General features: G+C 41.3%; 21 protein-coding genes. 14 read left to right on the forward strand and 7 right to left on the reverse strand.

Annotated elements, in window-relative coordinates:
* The first annotated feature begins 184 nt into the window (after positions 1-184).
* The 9 genes from ccoN (at position 185) to AWW68_RS09430 (ending at position 8448) form a co-directional block, all read left to right on the forward strand.
* Positions 185-2308: a cytochrome-c oxidase, cbb3-type subunit I gene (gene ccoN / locus AWW68_RS09390; protein ID WP_068219901.1), complete on the forward strand. Its 2124-nt coding sequence runs from the start codon at positions 185-187 to the stop codon at positions 2306-2308.
* 3 nt (positions 2309-2311) lie between these two features.
* Entirely contained in the window at positions 2312-2500 is a 189-nt protein-coding gene (locus AWW68_RS09395) for a hypothetical protein (RefSeq protein WP_068219904.1), read from the forward strand.
* Positions 2501-2510: 10 nt separating this feature from the next.
* Positions 2511-3392: a cbb3-type cytochrome c oxidase N-terminal domain-containing protein gene (locus AWW68_RS09400; RefSeq protein ID WP_068220804.1), complete on the forward strand. Its 882-nt coding sequence runs from the start codon at positions 2511-2513 to the stop codon at positions 3390-3392.
* Between the two features lie 168 nt (positions 3393-3560).
* Positions 3561-4982, forward strand: a complete 1422-nt coding sequence (ccoG, locus tag AWW68_RS09405) for a cytochrome c oxidase accessory protein CcoG (RefSeq protein ID WP_068219907.1) — start codon at positions 3561-3563, stop codon at positions 4980-4982.
* 3 nt (positions 4983-4985) lie between these two features.
* Positions 4986-5426, forward strand: coding sequence for a FixH family protein (locus AWW68_RS09410; protein ID WP_068219910.1), 441 nt, complete (start codon positions 4986-4988; stop codon positions 5424-5426).
* Positions 5426-6133 carry a sulfite exporter TauE/SafE family protein gene (locus tag AWW68_RS09415; protein ID WP_068219913.1) on the forward strand — a complete coding sequence of 236 codons (708 nt, stop codon included), beginning with the start codon at positions 5426-5428 and terminating at the stop codon, positions 6131-6133. Before AWW68_RS09410 ends, AWW68_RS09415 begins: the two co-directional genes overlap by 1 nt.
* Before the next feature lie 90 nt (positions 6134-6223).
* Positions 6224-7072: a universal stress protein gene (locus AWW68_RS09420; RefSeq protein ID WP_068219916.1), complete on the forward strand. Its 849-nt coding sequence runs from the start codon at positions 6224-6226 to the stop codon at positions 7070-7072.
* Positions 7073-7175: 103 nt separating this feature from the next.
* The gene (locus AWW68_RS09425) at positions 7176-7529 is read left to right on the forward strand and encodes a translation initiation factor (protein ID WP_068219920.1); all 354 of its coding nucleotides are present in this window, start codon (positions 7176-7178) and stop codon (positions 7527-7529) included.
* Positions 7522-8448, forward strand: coding sequence for an alpha/beta fold hydrolase (locus tag AWW68_RS09430; protein ID WP_157717591.1), 927 nt, complete (start codon positions 7522-7524; stop codon positions 8446-8448). Before AWW68_RS09425 ends, AWW68_RS09430 begins: the two co-directional genes overlap by 8 nt.
* A gap of 308 nt (positions 8449-8756) precedes the next feature.
* Here AWW68_RS09430 and AWW68_RS09435 read toward each other — a convergent pair whose 3' ends face one another.
* Positions 8757-9644 carry a dienelactone hydrolase family protein gene (locus AWW68_RS09435; RefSeq protein WP_068219928.1) on the reverse strand — a complete coding sequence of 296 codons (888 nt, stop codon included), beginning with the start codon at positions 9642-9644 and terminating at the stop codon, positions 8757-8759.
* Positions 9645-9746: 102 nt separating this feature from the next.
* On the opposite strand from AWW68_RS09435, the gene AWW68_RS09440 reads away from it, so the two are divergent.
* A complete protein-coding gene (locus tag AWW68_RS09440) occupies positions 9747-10877 on the forward strand; it encodes a Gfo/Idh/MocA family protein (RefSeq protein ID WP_068219930.1) in 1131 nt (376 codons plus the stop codon).
* Positions 10878-10906: 29 nt separating this feature from the next.
* On the opposite strand, the gene AWW68_RS20470 is transcribed toward AWW68_RS09440, so the two are convergent.
* Positions 10907-11116 carry a PLDc N-terminal domain-containing protein gene (locus AWW68_RS20470; protein WP_068219932.1) on the reverse strand — a complete coding sequence of 70 codons (210 nt, stop codon included), beginning with the start codon at positions 11114-11116 and terminating at the stop codon, positions 10907-10909.
* 119 nt (positions 11117-11235) lie between these two features.
* On the opposite strand from AWW68_RS20470, the gene AWW68_RS09450 reads away from it, so the two are divergent.
* Entirely contained in the window at positions 11236-11754 is a 519-nt protein-coding gene (locus AWW68_RS09450) for a DUF6155 family protein (RefSeq protein ID WP_068219933.1), read from the forward strand.
* A 30-nt stretch (positions 11755-11784) separates the two neighbouring features.
* Here AWW68_RS09450 and AWW68_RS09455 read toward each other — a convergent pair whose 3' ends face one another.
* The 3 genes from AWW68_RS09455 to AWW68_RS09465 all read right to left on the reverse strand — a co-directional run bounded on the left by AWW68_RS09455 (position 11785) and on the right by AWW68_RS09465 (position 18002).
* On the reverse strand, positions 11785-14463 hold the full coding sequence (locus AWW68_RS09455; RefSeq protein ID WP_068219934.1) for an ABC transporter permease: 2679 nt from the start codon (positions 14461-14463) through the stop codon (positions 11785-11787).
* Between the two features lie 380 nt (positions 14464-14843).
* The gene (locus tag AWW68_RS09460; protein WP_185101243.1) at positions 14844-17552 is read right to left on the reverse strand and encodes an ABC transporter permease; all 2709 of its coding nucleotides are present in this window, start codon (positions 17550-17552) and stop codon (positions 14844-14846) included.
* 108 nt (positions 17553-17660) lie between these two features.
* Positions 17661-18002: a PadR family transcriptional regulator gene (locus tag AWW68_RS09465; RefSeq protein WP_068219939.1), complete on the reverse strand. Its 342-nt coding sequence runs from the start codon at positions 18000-18002 to the stop codon at positions 17661-17663.
* Positions 18003-18153: 151 nt separating this feature from the next.
* On the opposite strand from AWW68_RS09465, the gene AWW68_RS09470 reads away from it, so the two are divergent.
* Both AWW68_RS09470 and AWW68_RS09475 read left to right on the forward strand, forming a co-directional pair.
* On the forward strand, positions 18154-18951 hold the full coding sequence (locus AWW68_RS09470) for a LytTR family DNA-binding domain-containing protein (protein WP_068219942.1): 798 nt from the start codon (positions 18154-18156) through the stop codon (positions 18949-18951).
* A gap of 103 nt (positions 18952-19054) precedes the next feature.
* A complete protein-coding gene (locus AWW68_RS09475; RefSeq protein WP_084375639.1) occupies positions 19055-20302 on the forward strand; it encodes a S41 family peptidase in 1248 nt (415 codons plus the stop codon).
* A 181-nt stretch (positions 20303-20483) separates the two neighbouring features.
* Here the strand turns inward: AWW68_RS09475 and AWW68_RS09480 are convergent, their stop codons facing one another.
* Together AWW68_RS09480 and AWW68_RS09485 are read right to left on the reverse strand one after the other, a co-directional pair.
* On the reverse strand, positions 20484-20897 hold the full coding sequence (locus tag AWW68_RS09480) for a DUF6896 domain-containing protein (RefSeq protein WP_068219948.1): 414 nt from the start codon (positions 20895-20897) through the stop codon (positions 20484-20486).
* A 195-nt stretch (positions 20898-21092) separates the two neighbouring features.
* A complete protein-coding gene (locus AWW68_RS09485) occupies positions 21093-21590 on the reverse strand; it encodes a hypothetical protein (RefSeq protein ID WP_068219951.1) in 498 nt (165 codons plus the stop codon).
* Positions 21591-21781: 191 nt separating this feature from the next.
* On the opposite strand from AWW68_RS09485, the gene AWW68_RS09490 reads away from it, so the two are divergent.
* The gene (locus tag AWW68_RS09490) at positions 21782-24877 is read left to right on the forward strand and encodes a VPS10 domain-containing protein (protein ID WP_089082285.1); all 3096 of its coding nucleotides are present in this window, start codon (positions 21782-21784) and stop codon (positions 24875-24877) included.
* Positions 24878-24931: the final 54 nt, after the last annotated feature.

Genomic DNA, 24931 nt, shown 5'->3' on the forward strand with positions numbered 1-24931 from the left:
TTAGCTAACCTCTATTAAATGATTTAAGTGGTTTTAGCCTTTGTATTAGTGGTTATATGGCCATTTTTCTAACTACAATCTAGAACATGATTTAAATCAGTTTTTTACCTAATGGCCATCAGGTCGCATTCTTCCCCGCACAGCTACCTTCGAATCATAATTTTTGAAAACCCAAGCTGTGACTATGGAACTGCAACAATTCAAGTATGACAACAAAATTGTCAAGTACTTTGCGATAGCAACCGTTGTATTCGGTGTTGTCGGTATGTTGGTAGGGCTCATTATTGCCACCCAACTATTCTTACCCCAACTTAATTTCGGCATTCAGTATACCACTTTCGGAAGACTAAGACCGCTGCACACCAATGCAGTGATTTTTGCTTTTGTGGGTAATGCCATGTTTGCTGGAGTGTATTACTCCATGCAACGCTTACTCAAAGCCAGAATGTTCAGCGATATGCTCAGCTGGATTCACTTCTGGGGTTGGCAACTCATTATTGTGGCTGCGGCTATTACGCTTCCACTAGGTATGACCACCTCTAAAGAGTATGCCGAGCTAGAGTGGCCAATTGATATTGCCATTACCTTAATATGGGTAGTGTTCGGTATCAACATGATAGGTACAATTCTTAAACGAAGAGAGCGCCACATGTACGTAGCTATTTGGTTCTACATAGCCACTTTCGTAACAGTTGCTGTACTACACGTGGTTAACTCATTCGAAATTCCTGTCACATTATTCAAAAGTTACTCATGGTATGCTGGTGTGCAAGATGCGCTTGTACAGTGGTGGTATGGACACAATGCGGTGGCATTCTTCCTCACTACACCATTCTTGGGCCTAATGTACTATTACTTGCCTAAGGCAGCCAACAGGCCAGTTTACTCTTACAAACTATCTATTATTCACTTCTGGTCGTTGATATTTATCTATATCTGGGCTGGTCCTCACCACTTATTGTACACCTCGCTTCCAGATTGGGCGCAATCGCTCGGAACGGTATTCTCAATAATGCTTATTGCACCGTCTTGGGGTGGTATGCTCAACGGTTTGTTGACACTTCGTGGTGCTTGGGATAGGGTTCGAGAAGACCCAGTTCTGAAGTTTATGGTAGTGGCAGTTACCGCTTATGGTATGTCTACTTTGGAAGGTCCTTTGCTTTCTATCAAGAGTGTAAACGCTATTGCCCACTTTACCGATTGGATTATCGCTCACGTTCATGTTGGTGGTTTAGGTTGGAATGGGTTCCTCACCTTCGGTATGCTTTACTGGTTGATACCAAAAATGTGGGGTACTAAGCTCTTTTCAACCAAAATGGCTAATACACACTTCTGGTTGGGTACACTGGGTATAATAGTGTATGCTCTGCCTATGTATACCGCAGGTGTTGTTCAAAGCTTAATGTGGAAGAACTTCAATGCTGAAGGCTTCTTGGAGTACCCGAACTTCCTAGAAACAGTAACTCAGATTATACCTATGTATATGATGAGAGCTATAGGTGGTCTACTTTACTTCTCAGGTGTGATTATAATGGTGGTGAACCTTATGAAAACTGCCAAGCAAGGTAAGTTCATGGCCGAAGAAGCTGCAGAAGCTCCAGCATTGGAGAAGAAGAAAGTGGTTGGTGGTCACTGGCACAGTGCTTTAGAAAGAAAGCCGGTTATTTTCACTGTACTAACCTTGGTAGCTATCCTTATTGGTGGGGTTATTGAAATGGTGCCTACTTTCTTAATCAAGTCGAATATTCCAACCATTGCTAGTGTTCAGCCTTACACTCCGCTGGAACTTCATGGTAGAGATATCTATATCAGAGAAGGTTGTAATAACTGTCACTCGCAGATGGTAAGACCATTCCGCTCAGAGACAGTCCGATACAAAGGTGAGTACTCTAAGGCTGGTGAATTTGTGTACGATCACCCATTCCTTTGGGGCTCTAAACGAACAGGTCCAGACTTACATAGGGTAGGGGGACTATACAACAATGTATGGCACTTCAACCACATGCTAGACCCAACATCTACTTCACCAGGTTCTATTATGCCGCCATATCCTTGGCTATACAGACAGCAGATAGATCCAGGCTTAACAGCAGGTAAAATCAAAGCCTTAAGAACGGTGGGAGTGCCTTACGAAGAAGGATATGAAGAAGTGGCCAATAATGATCTGAAGGAGCAAGCAATGGCCATTAAGAACGACTTGAAGGAAAACAATATCGACATTCCTGAAACGGCAGAAATCGTAGCCCTAATAGCCTACTTGCAGAGATTAGGGACGGATATTAAAGCAGAACCAACCGCAAATAAGTAAGCCATGTTTAAGTATTATTTCGAACAAGTTCATAATGTGGAGGTTTGGCCCATTATTTCGCTCATCATCTTCTTCGTGTTCTTTGTAGGGCTGATTGGCTACGTGTGGAAAATGCGCAAAGACTATGTAGAGCACATGGGAGATCTTCCCTTGTCAGACGAGAGTTTAAATGAGTTTCAGTCCCAAGAATAAATTCAGAAGCATGAACATTTTAAGAAAATTCAAACATAAAACTTCTGCCCTCATGGTAGCTATTTTGATGCTCTTGGGTACGAAATCTTATGCCCAAACCACAGCAGGTTCAGGCATAAGTCAAGAAACCATGTTATACATCACTTTTGGTTTGGTGTTTCTAGTGTCTCTTTTGGTGCTCTTGGTAGCTATTTATGTCTTACAGCTATTAAAAGGCTTTATCCGAAAGGAAATGACAGAAGAGCAATTGGCCAGACAAGAAGCCGAACCAGGTTGGTTTGCCAAGCTTTGGGCTAAGTGGAATGACTTCAGGCCAATGGAGGAGGAAGAAGAACTCTTGTTAGACCATGATTACGATGGCATCAAAGAGCTAGACAATCACTTGCCACCGTGGTGGAAGGGCTTGTTTTACGTAACCGTGGTCTATGCCGTTGTATACCTTCTCATTTTCCACGTTTTCAAAACCGCACCTCTTCAAGAGGAGCAATATGAAAGAGAGATTGCAGCTGCAGAAGCACTAAAGGCCAATGCAGAAGCAGACTTGGTGGTAGACTTTGATGAGAATACCGTAACGGCTACTACAGACGCTACAGAGTTGGCTGATGGACAAAAATTCTTCGAGGCTCAATGCGCAGTTTGTCACAAGGCAGACGGTGGAGGTTTGGCTGGGCCTAACCTTACTGATGAATATTGGAGAAACGGTGGAGGTATTTCGAACATCTACAAAGTGATTAAGAACGGTGTGCCGAACACAGCCATGATCTCTTGGGAGAGTCAGTTGAATCCGATAAGAATGAGAAATGTGGCTTCTTATGTAATGACCTTACAAGGAACGAACCCTCCTGGTGCTTTGCCTCCAGATGGAGAGCTCTATGAGCCGGAGAACGAATAGACGTAGCTAGTCCTAGTATTTCACTAGGGCTACGTCATTCCCCCTGAAAACGGGAGTCTCTAAATGGTCTGTACAAGTGATCATGAGGTTCCCGATCAGCTTGGGACTGACGATCATGTTTTGAAGTTGCCAGTCTCGGTGTCACACTGAGACAAAAAATGAAAGTCAATGGAGCAGGATAAAATAAAGGATCTCTACAATTACGATGAGCAATATCGCGATACTATTGCTACCGTAGACGAGAAAGGGAAAAGGGTATGGATTTACCCTAAGAAGCCGAAGGGCCGATATCACAACAAAAGGATAGTGGTTTCCATTGTCCTTTTGGCTATTCTTTTTGCTGGGCCATTCATTAAAATTGGTGGCGAGCCTTTCTTGCTTCTCAATATTTTCGAACGCAAATTCTCTATTCTTGGCGCTGTATTTTGGCCTCAAGACTTCTTTATCTTGGCCCTTATGGCCATCAGTTTTTTCGTATTCATCATTCTTTTTACCGTAGTGTTCGGTAGGGTTTGGTGTGGTTGGGCTTGTCCGCAGACTCTCTTTATGGAAATGGTATTCCGTAAAATTGAATACTGGATAGATGGAGATACTGGCCAGCAACGTAAACTCAAAAAAATGCCTTGGAATGCTGAGAAGATCAGGAAAAGGTTGCTCAAGCATAGCATTTTTGCCCTGATAGCCATTCTTATTGGTCACACCGTGATGGCTTATCTCATAGGAATTGAACAGGTGAAAGAGATTGTTTCTCAGCCTCCATCTGAGAACCTGGCAGGCTTTATAGGGCTAATTGCCTTTAGCGCTATATTTTATGGAGTCTTTGCCTTTTTGAGAGAACAGGCTTGTGTAGCTATTTGCCCTTACGGAAGACTTCAGGGTGTGCTTTTGGTCAAAGACTCAATGGCCGTAATGTACGATTGGTTGCGAGGTGAGCCAAGGGGTCGAATGAAGCGTAACGAAGATCGAAACACCAAAGGCGATTGTATAGACTGTAAACTTTGCGTTCACGTTTGCCCAACGGGTATAGACATTAGAAACGGAACGCAATTGGAGTGCGTAAACTGTACCGCTTGTATTGATGCTTGTGATGATGTAATGACCAAAATCGGTAAGCCAACTGGGCTTATTCGTCCTACCTCTTATAGCGCTATTGCTGAAGGAAGGAAGAAACTCTTCACCCCAAGAGTTGCTGGCTACACTGGAGTATTAGTAGTGCTAATGACATTGCTCACTATTTTTGTGTCGGGCAGATCTGATGTGGAAGCCACGGTTTTGCGCATGCCAGGTATGATGTATCAGAAGGTTGAAGGTGGCATGATTCAGAACATCTACAATATTCAGTTCTTAAACAAAACTGCGGAAGATATTCAGTTAGATGTATCGCTAATTGGTGTTGACGGAACCATTGAATCTGTGGGGGAGGGTGCCACAATTCTGCCAGCCAAATCTAAAGTAGACCGGGTGTTTATCATCAAGCTGCCAGAAGCGGATTTAACAGAAACGAAAACCAAAATAGAGCTAGAGCTGCGCTCTGGTGAGCAGATCATCGATAATATTACTACTAATTTTCTTGGGCCTGTAAAGTTTTAAATTATGAATTGGGGAAATAGAATTATTGTGGCTTTTGTACTCTTTTTTGGAGTGCTTTTCACGCTCGTCTATATCAGTATGAATACTGAATTCAGCCTAGTGGCCGACAATTACTACGAGCAAGAGTTGGCTTATGAAGATCAGCTCACTAGAATCAGAAACGTAAATGCTCTAGACCAAAAACCTGAGTTTTCAATAGACAGAACAGGCTTGAAGGTTTCGCTTGCTTTCCCCGAAGGTGTTGCTCAAAACATCAAAGAAGGAAAAGTGAAGTTTTACCGATCTAGTAGTGCAAGGCACGATAAAGAAATGGAGTTAGAGCTGAATGAAACCAATCAGTTCGAACAAGATATTTCTGAGTTTGTGGTAGGTGCTTGGAAACTACAGCTTTTCTGGACTGACGGAAATAAAGAATACTATAAGGAAATAGACTTTGTAATCTGATGTTGCTCTTGTGGACTGGCTTTTTATTTGGGTTACTAGGAAGCATGCACTGCCTTGGTATGTGTGCTCCTCTCATTTGGGCCTTACCACAACAAAAGGATAAACGTGCAGCTTGGTGGAGAAATAAACTGGCCTATAACCTCGGGAGAGCAAGTACCTATGCCATGCTTGGTTTAATTATCGGTTTGGTGGGAGAAACGATTTCCTTTGTCGGATTTCAGCAATATCTATCAATAGGTACGGGTGTTTTGATGATTCTTTTTCTGCTTTTTACTCGAGGCCGAATTCCACAGTCATTTTCCGTTAAGCCACTCAATAAGCTAGTGCTCAAGGTGAAGATGAGATTGGGTAAACTACTTCAAGGTAATACCTTCAAATCGAATGCTCTCATGGGGCTTTACAATGGGCTGTTGCCATGTGGTTTGGTTTATATGGCTTTATTAGCTTCTCTTTCTATGTCCTCTTTGGGAGGAAGCGCTCTTTACATGCTAGTTTTTGGTTTAGGTACATTCCCAATGATGTTGGCTGCTGCCTTTTTCGGTAACACAGTGAAACAATGGAATCAGAAAGTGTTCAGCCGATGGGTGCCTCGTTTTATCTTATTGGTTGCTGCGCTTTTGATATTCAGAGGGCTCAATTTGGGAGTGCCCTATTTAAGCCCTAAGCTCAGCGCGAATAATGACATTGTGGTTTGCGAAACTCCATAGAAACTCTTCTCCGTTCATGACCTAAATCATTCTTTTCTTCGGATATTTTTTCGTATTTAAAAGTAGACAGAAATAAGAAAGGAAATAGTCATGAAAACCATACTCGTACCAACAGATTTTTCGGAACAAGCCAGAAATGCCACTAAGTTGGCGGCTGAAATTGCCAAAAGAGGCAATGCCAAAATATTGCTAGTGAATGTTATTGAAGGTGCTAGAAACTTCTCTTTTAACACTATGGGCGAGGGAGCCGAGCCTGTAGGTGAAGAGGCCTTCTACATCAATAAGCTCATTGAAGTTCAGAAACAGCACTTGAAAGACTCCGCAGCAGATGAATTGCTAAAGGGACTAACGGTAGAAACCATTTTGGAAATGGGAAACCCTTATCAGGGAATTAGTAATGTAATTGCTGAACATAAGGCAGACCTACTAATAATGGGTACTCAAGGTTCTAGCGGATTAGATGAAATACTCATAGGCTCGAATACTGAAAAAGTTGTTCGTTACGCCAAGTGCCCTGTAATTACCGTGAAAGACGAAGTAAGTTTAAGCGATATTCAGAATATCGTTTATGCGACAGACTTAACTACAGATCAGTCTAAATTCATCAGCCATATTAAAAGCATACAAGCTTTAACAGGTGCCAAACTTCATTTATTAAAGGTGAATACGCCTAATCACTTCTACACTCAGCGGCAGATGAAAGATAAGTTCAAGAAATTTATCGATCAGAATGGGCTAGAAGAGGTAACGGTGAACATCTATAATGAGGCCACTGAAGAAGATGGTATTCTTTACTTTGCCGAAGACCTTGGTTCTTGCATGATAGCCATTGCCACTCACGGTAGAACTGGTCTCTTACATCTCTTAACAGGAAGCATTGCAGAAGACTTAGTGAACCACGCCACTATTCCGGTAATGACACTTTCAATGAAGAAGTAAATATTATAGCTAATTCGAAAAAGGTAAATCGGGAATTAGGTTGAATAGACTTGATTTCCGATTTCTGTTTTCTAAATACCTTGTCAATAGCTAATTTCGAATTATGTCTAAGAAGAATAAAAGAGATAAAGGAAGAACTGGGGTAGTCTATTCGACTAATCAAGATTATGACTATGACTATGAGGGTGAACTCGAGGAAGAAACCCTATCTCCTTCAGAGCAAAACCTGAAAGTTATGCTCGATAAGAAGAGTAGAGGAGGTAAGCAAGTGACCTTAGTGGAGGGCTTTGTTGGAACTGCAGACGACCTCAAAGAACTTGGCAAAATGCTTAAGTCTAAATGTGGTGTTGGAGGCTCGGCCAAAGATGGTGAAATCTTAATTCAAGGAGATTTTAGAGCAAAGGTGTTAGAAATACTACAGTCAGAAGGATATAGAGCTAAAAAAGTAGGTGGCTAAAATTTTGCGCTCATATAGCATTATACTTTTACTTCTCCTGCTCGGAGCATGTAAGGAAAAGCCGCTTGAGGTGGAAGAAGGCTATATGATAGTGAATGGCTCTGACGTCTATTACAAAACTATGGGTGAGGGCGAACCGCTACTGGTTATCCATGGTGGTCCAGTATTAGATCATTCGTATTTCCTGCCTCATTTTGAGCGCTTAGCTAAAGACTATCAGCTGATTTTCTATGACCAACGTGCTTGCGGGAAATCATCAATAGAAATTGATTCCGCAACAATGAATCTTGCTGGTTTTGTGGATGATATTGAGCAAATCAGGCAGAAGTTGGGTCATGAAAAGCTCAATGTCTATGGTCACTCATGGGGCGGTTTGATAGCCATGAAATACGCTATTGCTTATGATGACAAAGTGGATCATTTGATTCTTTCAAACTCTATGGCACCAAGTGCAGTCGACTGGCAGAAAGAGAATTTAGAAGCTGCTAAGAACATCAATGCAGCCGATCAGCGAAGGTTAGATGTTATTGTGAGCACAGGGCTTCTACGCTCGGCTAATGCTGTTCCATACATTAAGGAAATGATGCTCCTTTCCTTTAAATCTCAAATGTTTGACGCTAGAAACATTAACAAACTCAATCTCTTTATTCCAGAAGATTTTCAGCAGAGAAGTGCCGTGTTCGGGCTTTTAGGGCCAGATTTAGGTACTTACGATTTATATGCTGATCTATCTAAAATTAAATCACCCACCCTTGTTCTATTTGGGCAGAGTGAGGCTGCAGTCAATTTGCACGCCCAAAAAATGACGAAGGCCTTACCAAATTCAAGGCTAGAGGTAATCAAAAATTCAGGTCACTTTCCATTTATAGAAAACCCTACCGAGTTCGATAAATCAGTTAGAAGCTTTCTAAATCAGTAAGTATAAAGTGCTGTCATTCCCGCGCTGTCAAAGAACTCCATTAATTGCGTTTAACTACAGATTTTGCCTTCGCAGGAATGACAGGTTACCTACATCAAATGCTTCTTAAAGAAAACCCTCGATCCCTAAAACGGTGCCAACTCATTAAACTTTGAGTTTCTCTCCAAAATTTTATAAAACCGAACCTCTTACCCTCCCGATGCTTCGGGAAGGTCTGGGATAATGACTACTTGTCAAAAAGAGTCTTTGCGTTCTTAGCGCTCTCTGCGGTAATGTTTAATCGCTAAGGTTGCTTGACTCGCAAGTAATTACATCAAGTGCTTCTTAAAGAAGTCGAAAGTTCTGTCTTCAGCAAGTGTAGCAGCAGCTTCATCGTACCGAGGTGTGGTGTTATTATGAAAGCCATGGTTTACTTCCGGATAAACAAAGGCTTGGTGTTCTACTCCATTGGCCTTTAATGCTTTTTCGTAATCTGGCCACCCAGCATTTACTCTAGTATCAAGTCCTGCATATTGAAGCATCAAAGGAGCCTTGATTTTTGCTGCGTCTTCAGCAGAAGGCTGGCTACCATAAAAAGGAACTGCCGCACCAAGTTCTGGTAAACGAACAGCCATCATGTTGGAGATCCAGCCGCCAAAGCAGAAACCAACTACACCTACTTTGCCGTTGCTTTCCGGTCTTGCTTTCAACCACTCATAGGCTGCTATAAAATCTTCCAGCATCTCATTTCTATCGCGCTTGCGCTGCATGGCTCTACCTTCATCATCATTACCAGGGTAGCCACCAAGAGGGGTCAATGCATCTGGGGCAATGCTCATAAAACCAGCAACGGCACACCTTCTTCCAACATCTTCAATATATGGGTTTAGCCCACGGTTCTCATGTACCACTACTATACCTGGTAGCTTGCCTGAAGCATTCTCTGGTTTTGAGAAAAGGCCTTTTATCTCACCACCACCTTTGGGAGAATTGTAAGTGACGTAATCTGAGCTTAGTCTCTTGTCATCTGGGTTAACAGTAGCCGTAGTCACATAGTCAGGCATTATAAAATTGAGCAAAGAAGCAACTGTAAGACCACCTACAGCATAAATGGAAAGCCTTTCGAGAAATACCCTTCGGTCAATTTTATTATGAGCATATTCATCATATAGGTCGAATACCTCTTGGTTGATGTCTTGTTTTTGGAGTTTTTTCATAGTTAGAGTTGATTAGTTAATGAGTAAGTTACTCATTATAAGCTACTAATGTTTAGCTCTTTTTGTGAGCGGGCTGCATGGTAATTCGTTAAATTCAGACCTATGAAATTATCACGCAGAGATTTTAGCATGAAGACAATAAAAGGAGTAGGAGCCATGGCGGCCATGGGAGTTTTACCATTGTCCAATTTGGCGTGCCAAAGTCAAGGGAGAAAACTTGGAGTAGCCTTGGTGGGTTTGGGGTCTTACAGCACCTATCAGTTGGCTCCTGCGTTGCAAGATACACAACATTGCTACTTGGCGGGTGTAGTTACGGGGACTCCAGCTAAAGAGAAGGAATGGGCAGATAAATATGGAATACCTTCAGCCAATATTTATAATTATGAAAATTTCGATGCCATTGCCGATAATAAAGACATAGACGTGGTTTATGTTGTGCTGCCGAACGCCATGCATGCTGACTTTTGTATTCGAGCGGCAAAAGCAGGGAAGCATGTCATCTGCGAAAAACCTATGGCTATCAGTGTTAAAGAATGTGATGATATTATCAATGCTTGTAATGAAGCTGGGGTAAAGTTAGGAGTTGGCTACAGGTTGCAATCTGAGCCTTACACCAATGAAATTAAGCGAGTTGTTAGGGAGAAACCTTTTGGTGAGGTTCGTTATGTTTCTGCCGAAGCTGGCTATCGATCGAGAAGTAACCCAGACCAGTGGAGGCTGGATAAAGCACTTGCTGGAGGAGGTGCTCTCCTCAACATGGGTGTTTATGCTATTCAAGGTTCTATTTATGGTACAGGGCAGAATCCTATTTCAGTTTCTGCACAAGAATTCAGTACTGATCCTGAATACTTTAAAGATACTGATGAGTCGATCTCAGCTCAGTTCAAATTCCCGAATGGAGCCACTGGTAATATCTTTACCTCTCATAGTGCTAATGTAAACCGACACTATTCTGCCTTCGACAATGGTTGGCTGGAATTGAATCCTGCCAATAATTATGGGCCATTATCAGGAAGATTATCCACAGGAGAGGAAATCAAATTCCCTCATGAAAGCCAGCAGAAGCTACAAATGGATGACTTTGCTCTTCATGTTCTGGAAGGCGCGCCAAATAAGGCCCCTGGAGAAATGGGTAAGCGAGATATGATTATCTGCGAAGCCATTTATCAATCTATCGCTGAAGGAGGAAGGACAATCGACTTAGATTTGGGTAGAATGGGAATTGTAGACTAAATAGTCATGTCTACTTGAGCAATAAATCTTTAACGAAACTTGGGCTGGAATTTCCTTTTAGGTGCTCTTCCTTTGAGTTGAAAATAAAGAATTGAGCCTAATACTGGAAAGGCAATGATCAATAAGAAAAAGATAGATTTTTGAGATGGATCTTGTCTTCTGGTTTTCGCAATGTCAAACAAAGCCCAAGACCAAAGTACTACAGTTAAACCGATCGAGATCAATACTAAGAATTCCATTTAGTGTTCATTTGTTTTATTCTAAGTTAAGCCCTTTTCTTGTTAGAGACAAACCAAGCTAAATTTACGCTGGGACTGAGCAAGAGAAAATTACATTACAGAATCACTACTTTTACTCCATGAGCAAAAGAGCCCTCACCAAGTACTTACAATCTCTGCCCAAGGAGGAATTGGAAAATCAAGTACTTGATTTATATAGCCGATTTAAACCTGTTAAAGATTATTACAACTTCGTTTTTAACCCTAAAGAGGATAAGTTGGTAGAAGAGGCTAAGGCTAAAATTGCCAATGAGTACTTTCCTTTAAAACGTAAACGAGCAAGGGCAAGAAGGTCGGTAGCGCAGAAATACATTAAGCAATTTCTGTTGCTAGAAATGGATGCTGCCCTTATTGCAGATGTTATGCTCTTCAATATAGAAACAGCTCAGCGCTTCAATGAAGCCAAAAGAATCAATCAAGAAGCTTTCTATAAAAGTATGTATAACTCTTTTGAGCAGGTGGTTCAGTTTACTGAGGCCAATGGATTAAGAGCGATCTATCAAAAGCGAATTCACCAAGTGGTTGAGATCGCTTGGGAGCAAGAATGGTTCAATGCCGAAGGCTTGGATAGATGTTTGGAGGAAATGAAACTGGCTTAGTTATTCCGCTAAGCCAGTTTCATCCTTGCTCTATTCAGACCTTAAACTTCTAACAGGGTTAGCAATAGCTGCTTTTAGTGCTTGAAAGCTAACTGTGGCTAAAGTAACTACAAGTCCGCCAAGTCCGGCTACAGCAAATACCCACCAGTAAAGCTCGGTTCGTACCTCATAGCTATCGAGCCATCCTTGCAGTACATTATAGGATACTGGAATTGCAATAAGACAAGATAAAATGATAAGCAGAGCAAAGTCTTTAGAAAGTAACTTCCAAAGGTTAATGACGCTGGCTCCTAAAACTTTTCTTATACCAATTTCCTTAGTTCGCTGTTCAGCTAAGAAAGATGATAGTCCAAATAGTCCTAAGCAACTAATAAGAATGGCTAGTAGGGTAAAGAACTTCGCTAGACGACCAATGCGTAGCTCGGCCTCAAACTTTTGATTATACTGATCGTCAGCAAATTGATAGTCGAACGGAGCTTCTGGTAAAATTTGGCTGTAAACCTCACCAATGGCAGCAATAGATTCGCTCGTACTCACATTCGGGTTCAAACGAATGTACATATAGCTAGTATACTCCTGATCTAAAAACATAATCGACTGATCGGTTTGCTGAAACGGGGAGCCCTTTATCATGTCTTTTACTACGCCAATTATGGTGTAGTTTACCGCTTCTCGCCAACTTGGGTCATATTTAACCACCGTGCCTACTGGGTTCTCCAACTGCATGGCTTTCATGGCAGATTCGTTGATTATGATGGCGTTCTTGTCGGTCTCACGGTTCGGATCAAAGTCTCTTCCTGCAATGAATTCCATATTCACCGCATCTGCATAACCATTAGAAATTGTGATGGTGTTGAATGACTGGTCGAAACTTGGATCCATTCCTTCCCAAGTAAAACCACCATTCCACCCCAACCGACTTGTAACTGGGTAATTGGAAAAGCCAACAGCATCGGCCATCCCAGTATTCAGTATCTCCTGTTTCATCAGTTCTCTTTGCTGGCCAAATCGGGGCGAGCCAGGTGCTAAAGCGATCATGCCTTTGGGAGAATAACCGATAGGTCGGTTTTTGGCGGCCTGAATTTGATTATTGACTGTAATGGTACCAATGATCAAGGCAATGGAAATATTAAACTGAAAAACAACCAAAACCTTTCTAGATAAGGATGCTGCTTTACCTGGTTTTAGCCCGCCTTTGAGTGCTTTAATTGGTCTAAAGCTAGAAAGATATGTGGCTGGGTAAGAACCGGAAACTACTGTAGTAAAGAGAATGAAAGCCATACCTGCCAGCCAGAATTCGGTCAGATTCCAAGGAGCAACTATGCCTTTACCCGATGTTTCGTTAAACCAAGGCAATAGTGCCCAAAGCAGTACCAGAGAAAGTCCAAATGCGGCAATGGTGTAGAGGAATGATTCCATGTAAAATTGAGTGATCAGCTGCTTTCTAAGTGAGCCAAGTGTTTTGCGAATGCCTACTTCTTTAGCTCGTTTTTCAGACCTGGCAGTACTTAAATTCATAAAGTTGATGCACGCCAGTAATAGAACGAATACGCCAATGACTCCGTAGAGCCTAACGAATTTCTTTTCCTGACTTAACACATTCACACCATCTTTCCATTCAGAATTCAAGTGCCAATCTTTCATGGGGTGTAGAATAAACGTTTGACCTGCTTCTTTTGCCCAATCATCGTAATGGTCTTGAATTTTTTCGGTTACCAGCTCTGCCAGCTGTTCATGATTTACATGGTTGGCCAATTTTACATAGATATCTATGTTGTAGTTATTCCATACGTTCATAGACTCTTCATTTTCCCGAAAAAGCAATAGTAATCTTGAGAAGAATGCGGCTTCAGAGAACTTTGAGTTCTTGGGTAAGTCTTTATAAACTCCGCCAACCAATAGGTCTTTGTCTGAATTGAGCTTTACAGTTTTACCGACCGGATTTTCTTCGCCAAAGAGCTTTTGAGACAAAGTTTCTGATAGCAGAATTGATCGGGTTTCTTTCAGTCCGTTAGTACTGCCATAAATCATCTCTAGGGTGAGTACGCTTGGTCCGTTTTCTTCAAGAAAGATTCCTACTTCTCTAAACTTCTTTTCGCCATTACCAATAATAGGTGCTTGCTTTCTGGCTCTCACCATAAAAAGTTCTTCTATTTGATCGGGGAACGATTGGCGTACCAAGTTGCCCATGCCAGTAGTTAAGGAGTTGTTTACTGCTGTTCCGCCTAAGCCATCAGATTCCACACGAAGCATCTGCGCTATGTTATTGTAGTTTTTGTGGTTTTGGTTGAAGGTGAGTTCATCTTTTACCCATAAGCCAATAAGCATGGCCACTACCATTCCCATGGCTAAGCCTCCAATATTGATAAAGGAGTAGCCTTTGTTTTTGAGCATCTGCCGATAGCTCACTTTAAAGTTGTGATTGATCATAGTGTTGTAAGAGTTTTTGAATTTGAAATATCGAAGAGCAAAAGGGCGTAGATAGTTAATGACCTGAAACCAATAGTTGCGCTTTGCCTTTCGCGTAGAATGTTTTGCTGCCGTTGAATAGAACTTCTCGTCCAAATCGCCCAACACCTCTTCTGCCAGTTCATCTTTCAAGAACCAGAGCAATAGCTTTTCTGCTAGGCGAGGAGGGGTACCCCCTTGTATTCCCCCTGAAGGGGGAGAGTTGGATTCGGAATTGATATGGTTTTTAGAATTCTTCATCGTTTTTCGTCATTGCGAGGCGCAAAATAAACGCAGTGGAATTTTGCAACGCGGCAATCTCCTCTTCGTTGAGAAAGTCCCTAGGTACTGTGTTGAAGCATACTCTAAATCCAGGTAGAGAGATTGCTTCGTCACAACCTTTGCTCCCGATGCCTCGGGACGCGAAGCTTGCTCCTCGCAAAGACGTCTTGCGAGTTCGTCTGTCGCGGTTCGAATATCCGGAAGGGGAAGGTTGGATATAGAATTAATATGGTTTTTAGTTTTCTTCATCGTTTTTCTTCATTGCGAGAAAGAAGAGATGTGCAACAATCTTTTCAGACGAAGCAAACTCTCGAATGATTTGTGAGGTAGCATCGTTCACTTGTAGTGACGTTTCAGTTTCATTCAGACCTTAATTTTTCAGCCGGATTGGCTATTGCAGCTCTCACCGATTCGTAGCTAATGGTGAATAGGGCAATACCAAAGGCAACCAATGCCGACACCAAGAAAATTGACCAGTTCAAGTCTATGGTATTGGCCATTCCTTGTAGAATCTCTTCCGATAGAGCCCAGCCGACAGGTATTCCAATAACTATGGCAATAAAAATCAGCTTGATGAAGTCTTTAGCTAGCAATGTAAAAAGCCGGCTCACACTAGCTCCAAGCACTTTCCTAACACTTACTTCTTTGCTCCGTTGCTCAACAGTGTAGGCAGAAAGCGCGAAAAGGCCTAAGCAAGCCACGGTAATGGAAAGGATACTGAAGATAATAAAGATGTTCTTTGCCTTGAGCAGGCTTGTGTACATTCGCTCAAACCTATCGTCCATAAATGAATACCTGATAGGTTGATTAGGCTTAATGTTATCCCAAGTTTTACCAATGCTGCTAGTAACTTCAGCGAGTTCATTGGTGCTTATTTTAATCGAAATAGTATTAAAACCTTTTCCGCGAGTCATGGCCAAAGGTCTTACGTTAGTTGCCAGCGACTCAAAGTTGAAGTCTTTTACCACGCCAATAATGGTTCGTTTATTGTTGAACATGTCTACCACTTGCTTTCCTATGGGGTCATCTAAAAGCAGTTGATTGAGCATACTTTCATTAATAATAATGGCTGAACTGTCAGAGGCTTGTTTGGTGAAGTTTCTGCCTTGGGTCAGTTTCATGCCCATAGTCTCAATATAGTCTTCGTCAACCCGCCAAGTGGCAGCTTCAAAGCTTGGATCTAGCTCTTTTCTTCCTTCGTTCCAAAAGGCCGCATTGGTTATTCGGCCTCCAGAGACAGGTAAATAGTCAGCTAGAGTGGCGCTAGAAATACCCGGAAGTCTCAATAATTCTTCCTTCAGTAAATCACGCTCTGATGCTTCTATGGTGTTGAGGCCGAGAATATTAATTACTTGATCTTTTTCATAACCAAGCGATTGATTCATGTAATGGTTGAATTGCTTGTGTAGCACCAATGAGCAAATGACGAGAATAACCGTGGCGGTAAACTGAAAAACCACCATGCCATTTCGAACTAGAGAATTTTTGCCACGGGTTTTTGTTTTGCCCTTAAGGGCATCTATTGGACTAAATCTGGAAAGGTAAAGGGCAGGGTATATTCCTGAAATAAAACCAATAATGATAGCGGCCAGGGCCAGGCTAGGAATAAACCAGAAATTATTGACGGGCAATACTAAAGTTTTATCGGCTAATTGGTTGAAGGTAGGGAGTGCAATGCTAGCTATTGCTAAACCGAGGATGACTGAAATGAGACTGTAAAAAATTGATTCGACTAAAAACTGACGAATAAGTCCTGTTCTCACTGAACCAACTACTTTTCTTAAACCAACTTCTTTAGCCCTCTGTATAGATTTTGCAGTGGAAAGATTGATGAAGTTTAGGCAGGCTAGCACAAGAATGATGAGTGCAATGCCTCCAAAAATCCAAACTAAATCCTCTTGTCCATGCTGCTGGTAGTCGCCAATTTCTTCAGGATTCAAGTGTACATTGGCTATGGGTTGTAAATAGAACGACCTGTAGTTGCGCATGTCGTCTAATTCAGACACACCTTCCGCAGCCAATAGGTCCATTACATAAGTGTCTCTAATTTCAACCAGTTTTTGCTCGAGTGCTTTCTTATTTGCTCCAGCTATGGTTTTTATGTAGAAAGTATAGTTAGAACAGCACCATCCTGTAGAGCCAGGGCCCGATTTTCGATCTTTTAAAGTGAGAATATAGTCACCTTGCAAATGGGTTGTGCTGGGTAGATCTTCCATTACCCCGCCAATAGTGTAAGGTTGATTTGAGTTGTCGTTTAGAATAAGCTGCTCGCCCACTGGATTGGTACCTGGAAAGAATTTCTCGGCCTTGCTTTTAGAAATGACTATTGAATTAGGCTGAGAGAGTGCTGTCTTTTGGTCGCCATAGAGCAAGGGTATTTCAAGAATTTCTAACAGCTCTGGGTCTGCATAAAAGAAGCCACTTTCATAGATGTTGTTGACCGATTCTTGCTTTCTGACGTGGTTCTCACCTACATCGCCCCATTTCCAGAAAACTGTCTTTGCTACTAACTCTATTTCGGGGACATAGTCTTCTAGAATTGGCTTGAATGGTCCTTGTAAGTTAGTCCACCGACCAAAATCTCCCGCATTGGAGTATTGATTGGCAATTCTAAAAATCTGCTCCTGATGTCTGTAGTGTTTGTCGTAGCTCAGTTCGTGTCTCACAAAGAGTGAAATGAGAATACAAGCAGCAATGCCTATAGCAAAACCACCAATTTTAATGGAAGAGAAAACCTTTCTTCGAAGTAAAGTTCTCCATGATATTTTAAGAAAATGACCAATCATAAATGTTGCTGTTAAGTTTCTGAACTTTGTTGATTTGAGTGCAAAGGGGCGTAAGTAATGAATGACCTGAAACCAATAATTACGCTTTGCCTTTCGTGTTGAATGTTTTTCTGCTGTTGAATAGAACTTCTCGTCCAAATCGCCCAGTACCTCTTCTGCCAGTTCATCTTTCAAGAACCAGAGCAGCAGCTTTTCAGCCAGGCGAGGAGGGGTACCCCCTTTTATTCTCCCAGAAGGGGGAAGGTTGGATTCAGAATTGATATGGTTTTTAGAGTTTTTCATTTTTTTATGAGGCGTCATTGAGAGAAAGAAAAGATGTGCAACAATCTTTTCTGACAAAGCAATCTCCATATTGAAAGAGAGAGACTGCTTCGTTCCTCGCAGTGACGTTTAAAAATTGAACTTCAAATTCCCAGCAAAAGCAGGAAACTGATTCCAAAGCGACATTTTAAAGTCTCTAGATTCTTCCAAAACCCGCTGACCAGACGCTGTAATGGTATATATCCGTTTTCTTCTTCCGCCTCTTTCTGCTGTGGCTCCACTCATTTCAGAACTTAAAAAGCCTTTTTCACCAAGTCTGTTGAGCGTAGAATGCACCGCACCTATAGAGACTGCACGCTGAGTTTGCGATTCAAACTCTTCCGCAATTCTGAATGCATAGGCTTCTTTATCTAAGATTCCCACTAAAAGCAGTAGAGTCTCCTCAAAATCACCAAGTTTAGTTTCTTTCATACGTTACTTACTAAATTGTAGAACAAATATATAGATGTAAAATTGATATGTTCTACTTTTTAGTAATAAATCTGATTTAGTTAGTGGAAGCTTCGGAATAGATTAGGGTTTTATATATTTCGAACTGCAAATAAGAAAGCCTCAAGTATTTGTGAATAAGCACTATCCGTTCGACCCTTCTTTTAAACACCATCTGCTGATTGCTGCGGGCTTAACTATATGGGTTTTTGCCTTTTTGTTTTTTACTGAGCCTTTAGATGTTGGTGAGCTTACCGACAAAGAGAAGTTATTGTACTTGCCTGTTTATGGACTCTTTAACTCAGCTTGTTACGTACTGACTTTGCCGTTTCAATACTGGTGGTGGCGAAAGCAAAAACAGAAGTGGTCTCTCACTGCTGAAGTACTTCAGCTTGGGCTTTTAACCGTTACTTGTTTTCTGGTTTCTAGACTGGTCTACTATTATATAGTGATGGATGCTCATCCTAATGCCTATACTCTTGGATACTTCGCTACTCATATTTATTTACCTGCAATTGCGACTATTCTCCCAATAATTGCCATAGGTAGATGGTCATTTGGGAAGTACAAAGAGAAGCAGTTGGAAGATAAGAAGATTGAAATTCAGGGCGCAGGTAGCTATGAAGGTTTGCGGCTCCATTTAAGTGATCTCATTTGTATTCAGTCGGCCGACAATTATGTAGAAGTAGCTTATTTAGTTCAAGGCGAAGTGAAGAAACAACTGATCCGAAATAAGCTTTCAGAAGTGGAGGCGAATAGGCCAGAGTTGATTCGAACTCACCGTTCTTTTCTAGTAAATCCTACTCATTTTATACAGTGGAAAACGGGAAATAGAAAGTTGTTTATGATGCTTTCTTCAGATTTAGAAGTTCCTGTTTCAAAAACTTATCAGCAAGCGGTAGAAGTAGCCGTCAATTCTACCACAGAATAGTGGTGTTTCGCCCCAAAGCCTTCTAAATAGGTTTAAAGGGCGATTTCTGTTTGTACGTTTGAGTCATCAGTCAATCGAAGTTTCGCAACAAAAACAAACAGAAATGAAAAAGCTACTTACACTAATCGCATTATTTACCATCACTCTTTCGCTACAATCACAGTCCGAATGTGACTGTAAACCTGAGTTAGATTTTGTCTATGAACAGATGCAAGATATCTCGTCTTTTAAAGATCAGATAAAGGGGGATAGACGAGACGAATTTGAACAGACTTACCAGAGTTTGAGGACACAAATGTCAGGCTCGATGACGCTATCTGATTGCTTTTGGCAACTCAATCAATTGATGTCTTTGGTGAATGATAAGCACGCTGAAATTTTTGGAAAGAAGCCAGGTTTTGAGGCAGAGAGAATTTACGATTCAGCTTTTATTGAAGCGTACAGAGCTTCTGACAATTTTATCAATTTCCCTAAAATAAACCGTGACTTGGATGAGCTTCAAACCTACCTTAAGACGAAAGCGGTAGATGACATAGAGGGCATTTATAATATTGGTAGTAAAATGAAAATGGGTGTTTATCGAGTTAATGAAACGGATAGTTTGGTGGGAGTAATACTCAGTTCTGAATTAGGTATTTGGGAGCCTGGGCATATTTACGCTTACATTAAAGAAACAGATAGACCAGCTCATTATGATATGGCCGTTTATGGTCAAACCCGAAAGAATTTAATGTATGCTAAAGCTCAGTTTTTTGATAATGGAATGCTGCTTTCTAATGTGATTAAAGAAGACTTTGGGAAGAGCTATAGTTTGATCCAAAAGAATCAGGAAGAGGGCTATCAATTGGCTTACGTGGCAGACGATGTTCAGTACGTTTGGCTTACTAGCTTCAGCAGAACAAAGATGGCTCAAAAGCGAGATGCTCTGATCGAACAGATTAATAATGAGTTAAAGGCATCTAACCTGATCATCGATTTACGGAACAATGGTGGAGGAGCGGACAAAATATCTCTACCTATATTGAAGGCGCTCAAAAAGAAATCGGTTAGCATTTACGTGATTACCAACTTCTATACTGGGTCTAATGCTGAAATGACTACCGTAAGGTTAAAGGAGAAATTCGATGCTATTCAATTGGGTCAGAGAACTTATGGCGCTATTAGTTACGGTTCTAATTATGGCAAAACTTATCACTCACCTTCCGGACTGTTTAGCTTTTACCCAACCGATATGCGCCAAAAGCAATTCATAGACTATGAAGAAGTTGGCGTGGAACCCGATGTTCAGCTTACTCAGGAAAAAGACTGGATTGAGCAGACTTTAGAATTCATTGAAGGTCAGAATTATTAGAACGTCATTCCAGAATTTTTCTTCCAAAATTTCAGCAATGGAAGAAAAATATCAGGAATCTCAAGGAATAAATAATAGTTGTTTACTTGAGCACTATTTAATCATCCTTATAAAATTTCTGGTGAAACATGTTTGACTGATATGTTAGCTAGGTAAGAAGCCGCCCGTAAGGGTGGCTTTTTTAATTACTTCTAACTTCAATAATTTGATTTGAGGCATAGGAATCCTCTAGTTTCTTTTTTAATGCTTGCCAAGTCAAATTCATGATTGAGGAATTGTGAAGACTTGTTGTATCTATAAACTCTTTTAAGAACCAAGGCTCTACTACTCTAAAGTTTGGATGGTCAGACAATTCAACTTCAACTGTTTGTCCATTTCTCTTATAAAACCCACATTGAGTGCCATGAAATGAGTATTTCCACTCACTATTAAGTTGTCCAGTTCTTGGAATGTTTTTATTTCCCACCCATACCAACTCATCGTAGTGTTGCCTATCTTGGATATCCAAATCGAACTTGCCTCCTAATTCGAATATGAGTTTCTTACAAAGAACCCTAAAATCTGCAACAGCATTTATTAAGTCTTCATCTTTCATTTTCTAATGTGAGCTTTTAGTATATGATAAGTAGGGCAGTAGAAAGCAATAAACTTTCAAATTTGCACTAAGCCGAAACGTTGTATTTTGTTTTTATCTTATTCATATTAAAGGCCAAATCAAGGATTTGGCGGTGTTAGTAAATAGCAATGAACTTTCCTAAACCACAGAATGCCCTATTTGCTATATACAGTGTTATTTTCTATATTTTCCTTCATTCATTTGGCTTTCAATATATTCTTTCAGTGTACGAGAGATTTGTTTAAGTGCACCAGTGCTTGAAACTAATTGGTCTTTTTCATAAGCATATCTCCATTTGATGAAGTCTCCTTTTATTTCATCTAAATGCTCTGAAATTTCATTCTTGTATTTATGAGAGTATAATTTTGAAATCTCTGACTGGTCTGCATCAGGAAGCTTTTTAAATAGTTTCAGCAAGTCATGTTTATTATCTCTTATCGTGCTTATTGAGCGTTCATATTCAGGATATCCGGGCTTATCAATTAAGTTAAATTCAGTTGTTACGAATAAGCACTTGATATAGAGTTCTATTGAGAATGCATAGTTGACAATTAGTGCCCTGGTTTTATTTTCTTCTTGAATGAGTTCAGCAGTTTCATAAAACTCTGTCGCATCGAGATAAATCATTGGATCAATACCCCTAGATTTTATTTTTTTTGGTGGTTCATTCATAATTGAAGATAACGTTAGCTACCGCGCTCTTTTAAGCGCCTTTATCCTCAGTAATTTATAAAAAACTCACGTTAGCCAACCAATTTTCAAGGGCTAACGTGCACTTTCCCCAAAACACTAACCACTTAAAGAAAACCATTTAAGTCAACTCTATGGCTTGGAGTATCTTTAAGTCAATCATTCTTTGTTTTATGAAAATACTCAAGCTTTCTCTTTCTGTGTTTTGTCTGTTTTTGTTCAGTCTAGCGCAGGCGCAAACAGATCTTTCACTTTTCAAGTCAATGGAGCCTCGTTCTATTGGTCCTGCCGGAATGTCGGGTCGTGTTACTGCAATAGATGTGGTAAGGCACAACCGAAACGTCATCTACATTGGTACTGCCTCAGGCGGTGTTTGGAAATCTACCAGTGCTGGAACCGAATGGGAGCCCATTTTCGATGATCAGGAAGTAGCTTCTATTGGAGCCTTGGCTATCGACCCATCGAACCCAAGTGTAATCTGGGTAGGAACGGGAGAGGGAAACCCTAGAAACTCTCTGAATTCTGGCTATGGTTTATATCGAAGCTTAGATGCCGGAAGAACCTGGCAGCATATGGGGCTCGAAAAGACTCGTAATATCCACCGAGTAATTGTTCACCCAAACGACCCTAAAACTGTTTGGGTAGGCGCCATTGGTTCTCCATGGGGAGAGCACGAAGAGCGAGGAGTCTTTAAAACTACCGATGGTGGTAAAACCTGGAAAAAGGTGCTTTATGGAGGTCCTGGTGTAGGAACTGCCGATTTGGTCCTAGACCCAAGCAATCCAAATAAACTGATTGCTGCCATGTGGGAGCACCGCAGATATCCTTGGTTTTTCAATTCTGGAGGCCCTGCATCGGGTATTTATATCTCTCACGATGGTGGTGAAACCTGGGACAGAAAGACATCGGAAGATGGTTTGCCTAAGGGTGATTTAGGTAGAATTGGACTGGCTATTGCACCTTCTATGCCCGATAGAGTTTACGCTTATGTGGAGTCTAAAGAGAATGCAATCTACAGATCGGATAATGGAGGGGTAGATTGGTATAGAATCTCTAATAGAGGCGATAGAGGAATTGGTAACCGTCCGTTTTACTATGCTGAAATCTACGTTGACCCGAAGAATGAAAACAGAGTTTATTCCATTCATACTTATGTCACCTCAAGTGAAGATGGCGGAAAGAGCTTCAATACTTTCGTAAACCCAGGCTATGTTCATGTAGATAATCACGCCTATTACATTCATCCAGATGATCCGAATTTCATAGTACTCGGAAATGATGGCGGCTTGGTAATCAGTACCGATAGAGGAGGTAGCTGGCAGTATTCGGAGAACCTACCGATTGGTCAGTTCTACCATGTGAATTACGATATGGAAACGCCCTACAATGTAATGGGCGGCATGCAAGACAATGGTGCTTGGTTAGGCCCAAGCCAATTATTGAAGCAAGGTGGAATCAGAAATAGTTATTGGGAAAGAATTGTTGGTGGCGATGGTTTCGATGTGGTGCCTGACCCACTAAACCCAAGATACGGATACTCACTAAGCCAAGGAGCGAACATTCAAAGATACGATCGCGAAACCGGAGAAATGCGTGGTATTAGGCCAGAGCATCCAGAGGGTGAAGACTTAAGATGGAATTGGAATGCTGGAGTAAATGTAGATCCACACGATAAGAAGACGGTTTACATTGGTGCTCAGTACCTTTTCAAATCGAGTGATTATGGCTTGAACTGGGAAATCATTTCACCAGACCTGACTACTAACAATCCTGAAAAGCAAGATCAGATCAATACTGGTGGACTGAACTATGATAATACAGGTGCAGAAATGCATACAACCATCACCGTGATTGAGCCAAGCACAAAAACTGAAGGTATGATTTGGGTCGGTACAGACGATGGAAATGTACAGTTGACTAGAGATGGTGGTAAAACATGGGCAAACAGTGCCGGTAAATTCCCGGGCTTACCTGAGGCCACTTGGGTACAGCAAATCAAGGCAAGTACTTATGATGAAGCGACAGCCTTCGTAGTTTTCGATGATCACAGAAGAGATAATTGGTCACCTTACGTTTACCAAACAACTAACTACGGAAGAACTTGGAAGCGCATTGTAAATGAAGACGATGTGTTCGGTTTCGCTTTGTCTTTCGTTCAAGATCCAATTGAGCCAAACCTGATGTTCTTAGGTACCGAAGGCGGTCTGTATGTGAGCATGGACGGTAGTGAAACTTGGGAAAAATGGACGCATGGCTATCCAACGGTTCCAACAATGGATTTGGCTATTCACCCGAGAGAGCATGACTTAATAATCGGTACTTTCGGTAGGGCCATCTGGATTTTAGATGACATCAGACCTATTCGTGAAGCAACTACCATGGGGATGAAGAAACTGAAAGATCAGACAGTTCATTTGTTTGAAATTCCTGATGCCACTAATGCTATTGTAGGGCCTTATTGGGGTTACAGAAGTACTGGTAACGGAATGTTCTTTGGAGAAAATAAGCCATTCAGCGCAGCCATTAGCTACTACGTAAAAGAGAAAAAAGGTAAGGTGAAAATGGAAATTTCTGACCAGTCTGGTAAAGTGGTGAGAACCAGATACTACACTCCAGATGCAGGATTGAATAGAGTATATTGGGGTTTTGAGACTGATGGAATTCGAAGCCCAGGTTCTAGACAGCCGAGCGGAAACGAAGTGACTCCACCAAGTGGCTATGATGCTTTGCCAGGCACCTACAATGTAAAACTGACTTATAACGGTCAATCTTCCATTCAGTCAATAAACCTCTTAAGAGATGAAAGAGTAGAGGGTTGGGATACTGCTGCTTTGCAAGAAAAGCAGGCCTTTATTACTAAGTACTATAATTTATCGAACGAGGTAACTGAGGCCGTTGATAGGCTCAATGAGGCGCAGGAAATTGTTGGGAAGGTTCAGCAGCTAGATGAAGACAATAAAGAACTTCAGGCAAAGTCTAAAGAAGTAAAACAGAAGTTGGCTGAATTAAGAAAGCTTTTCTACTCAGAGCCTGTGCAAGGAAATCGTGGAGATGATAGCCCAATTACAAGTCAGCTTAGAAATGTAAGGGGAAAAGTAGGAGGGAGCTATACTCCTGTTTCTCAGGCTGCGGAATATGCTTACGCCAACTTTGTTAGAAACTGGGAGCCAGTGAAAGAGCAGTTAAACGCTTTCTTTAATGAAGATTGGAGTGAATACAAAAGCTTTGTTGAGGGCTTAAATTTGCAGCTAGTGAAGAGTTTTAACTAGGTTAGAGTTAGCCTGAATTTAAAAGTGCTGTCTGAAGAGGTAACGTCATACCCG

Source organism: Roseivirga spongicola (assembly GCF_001592965.1).
GTDB lineage: Bacteria > Bacteroidota > Bacteroidia > Cytophagales > Cyclobacteriaceae > Roseivirga > Roseivirga spongicola.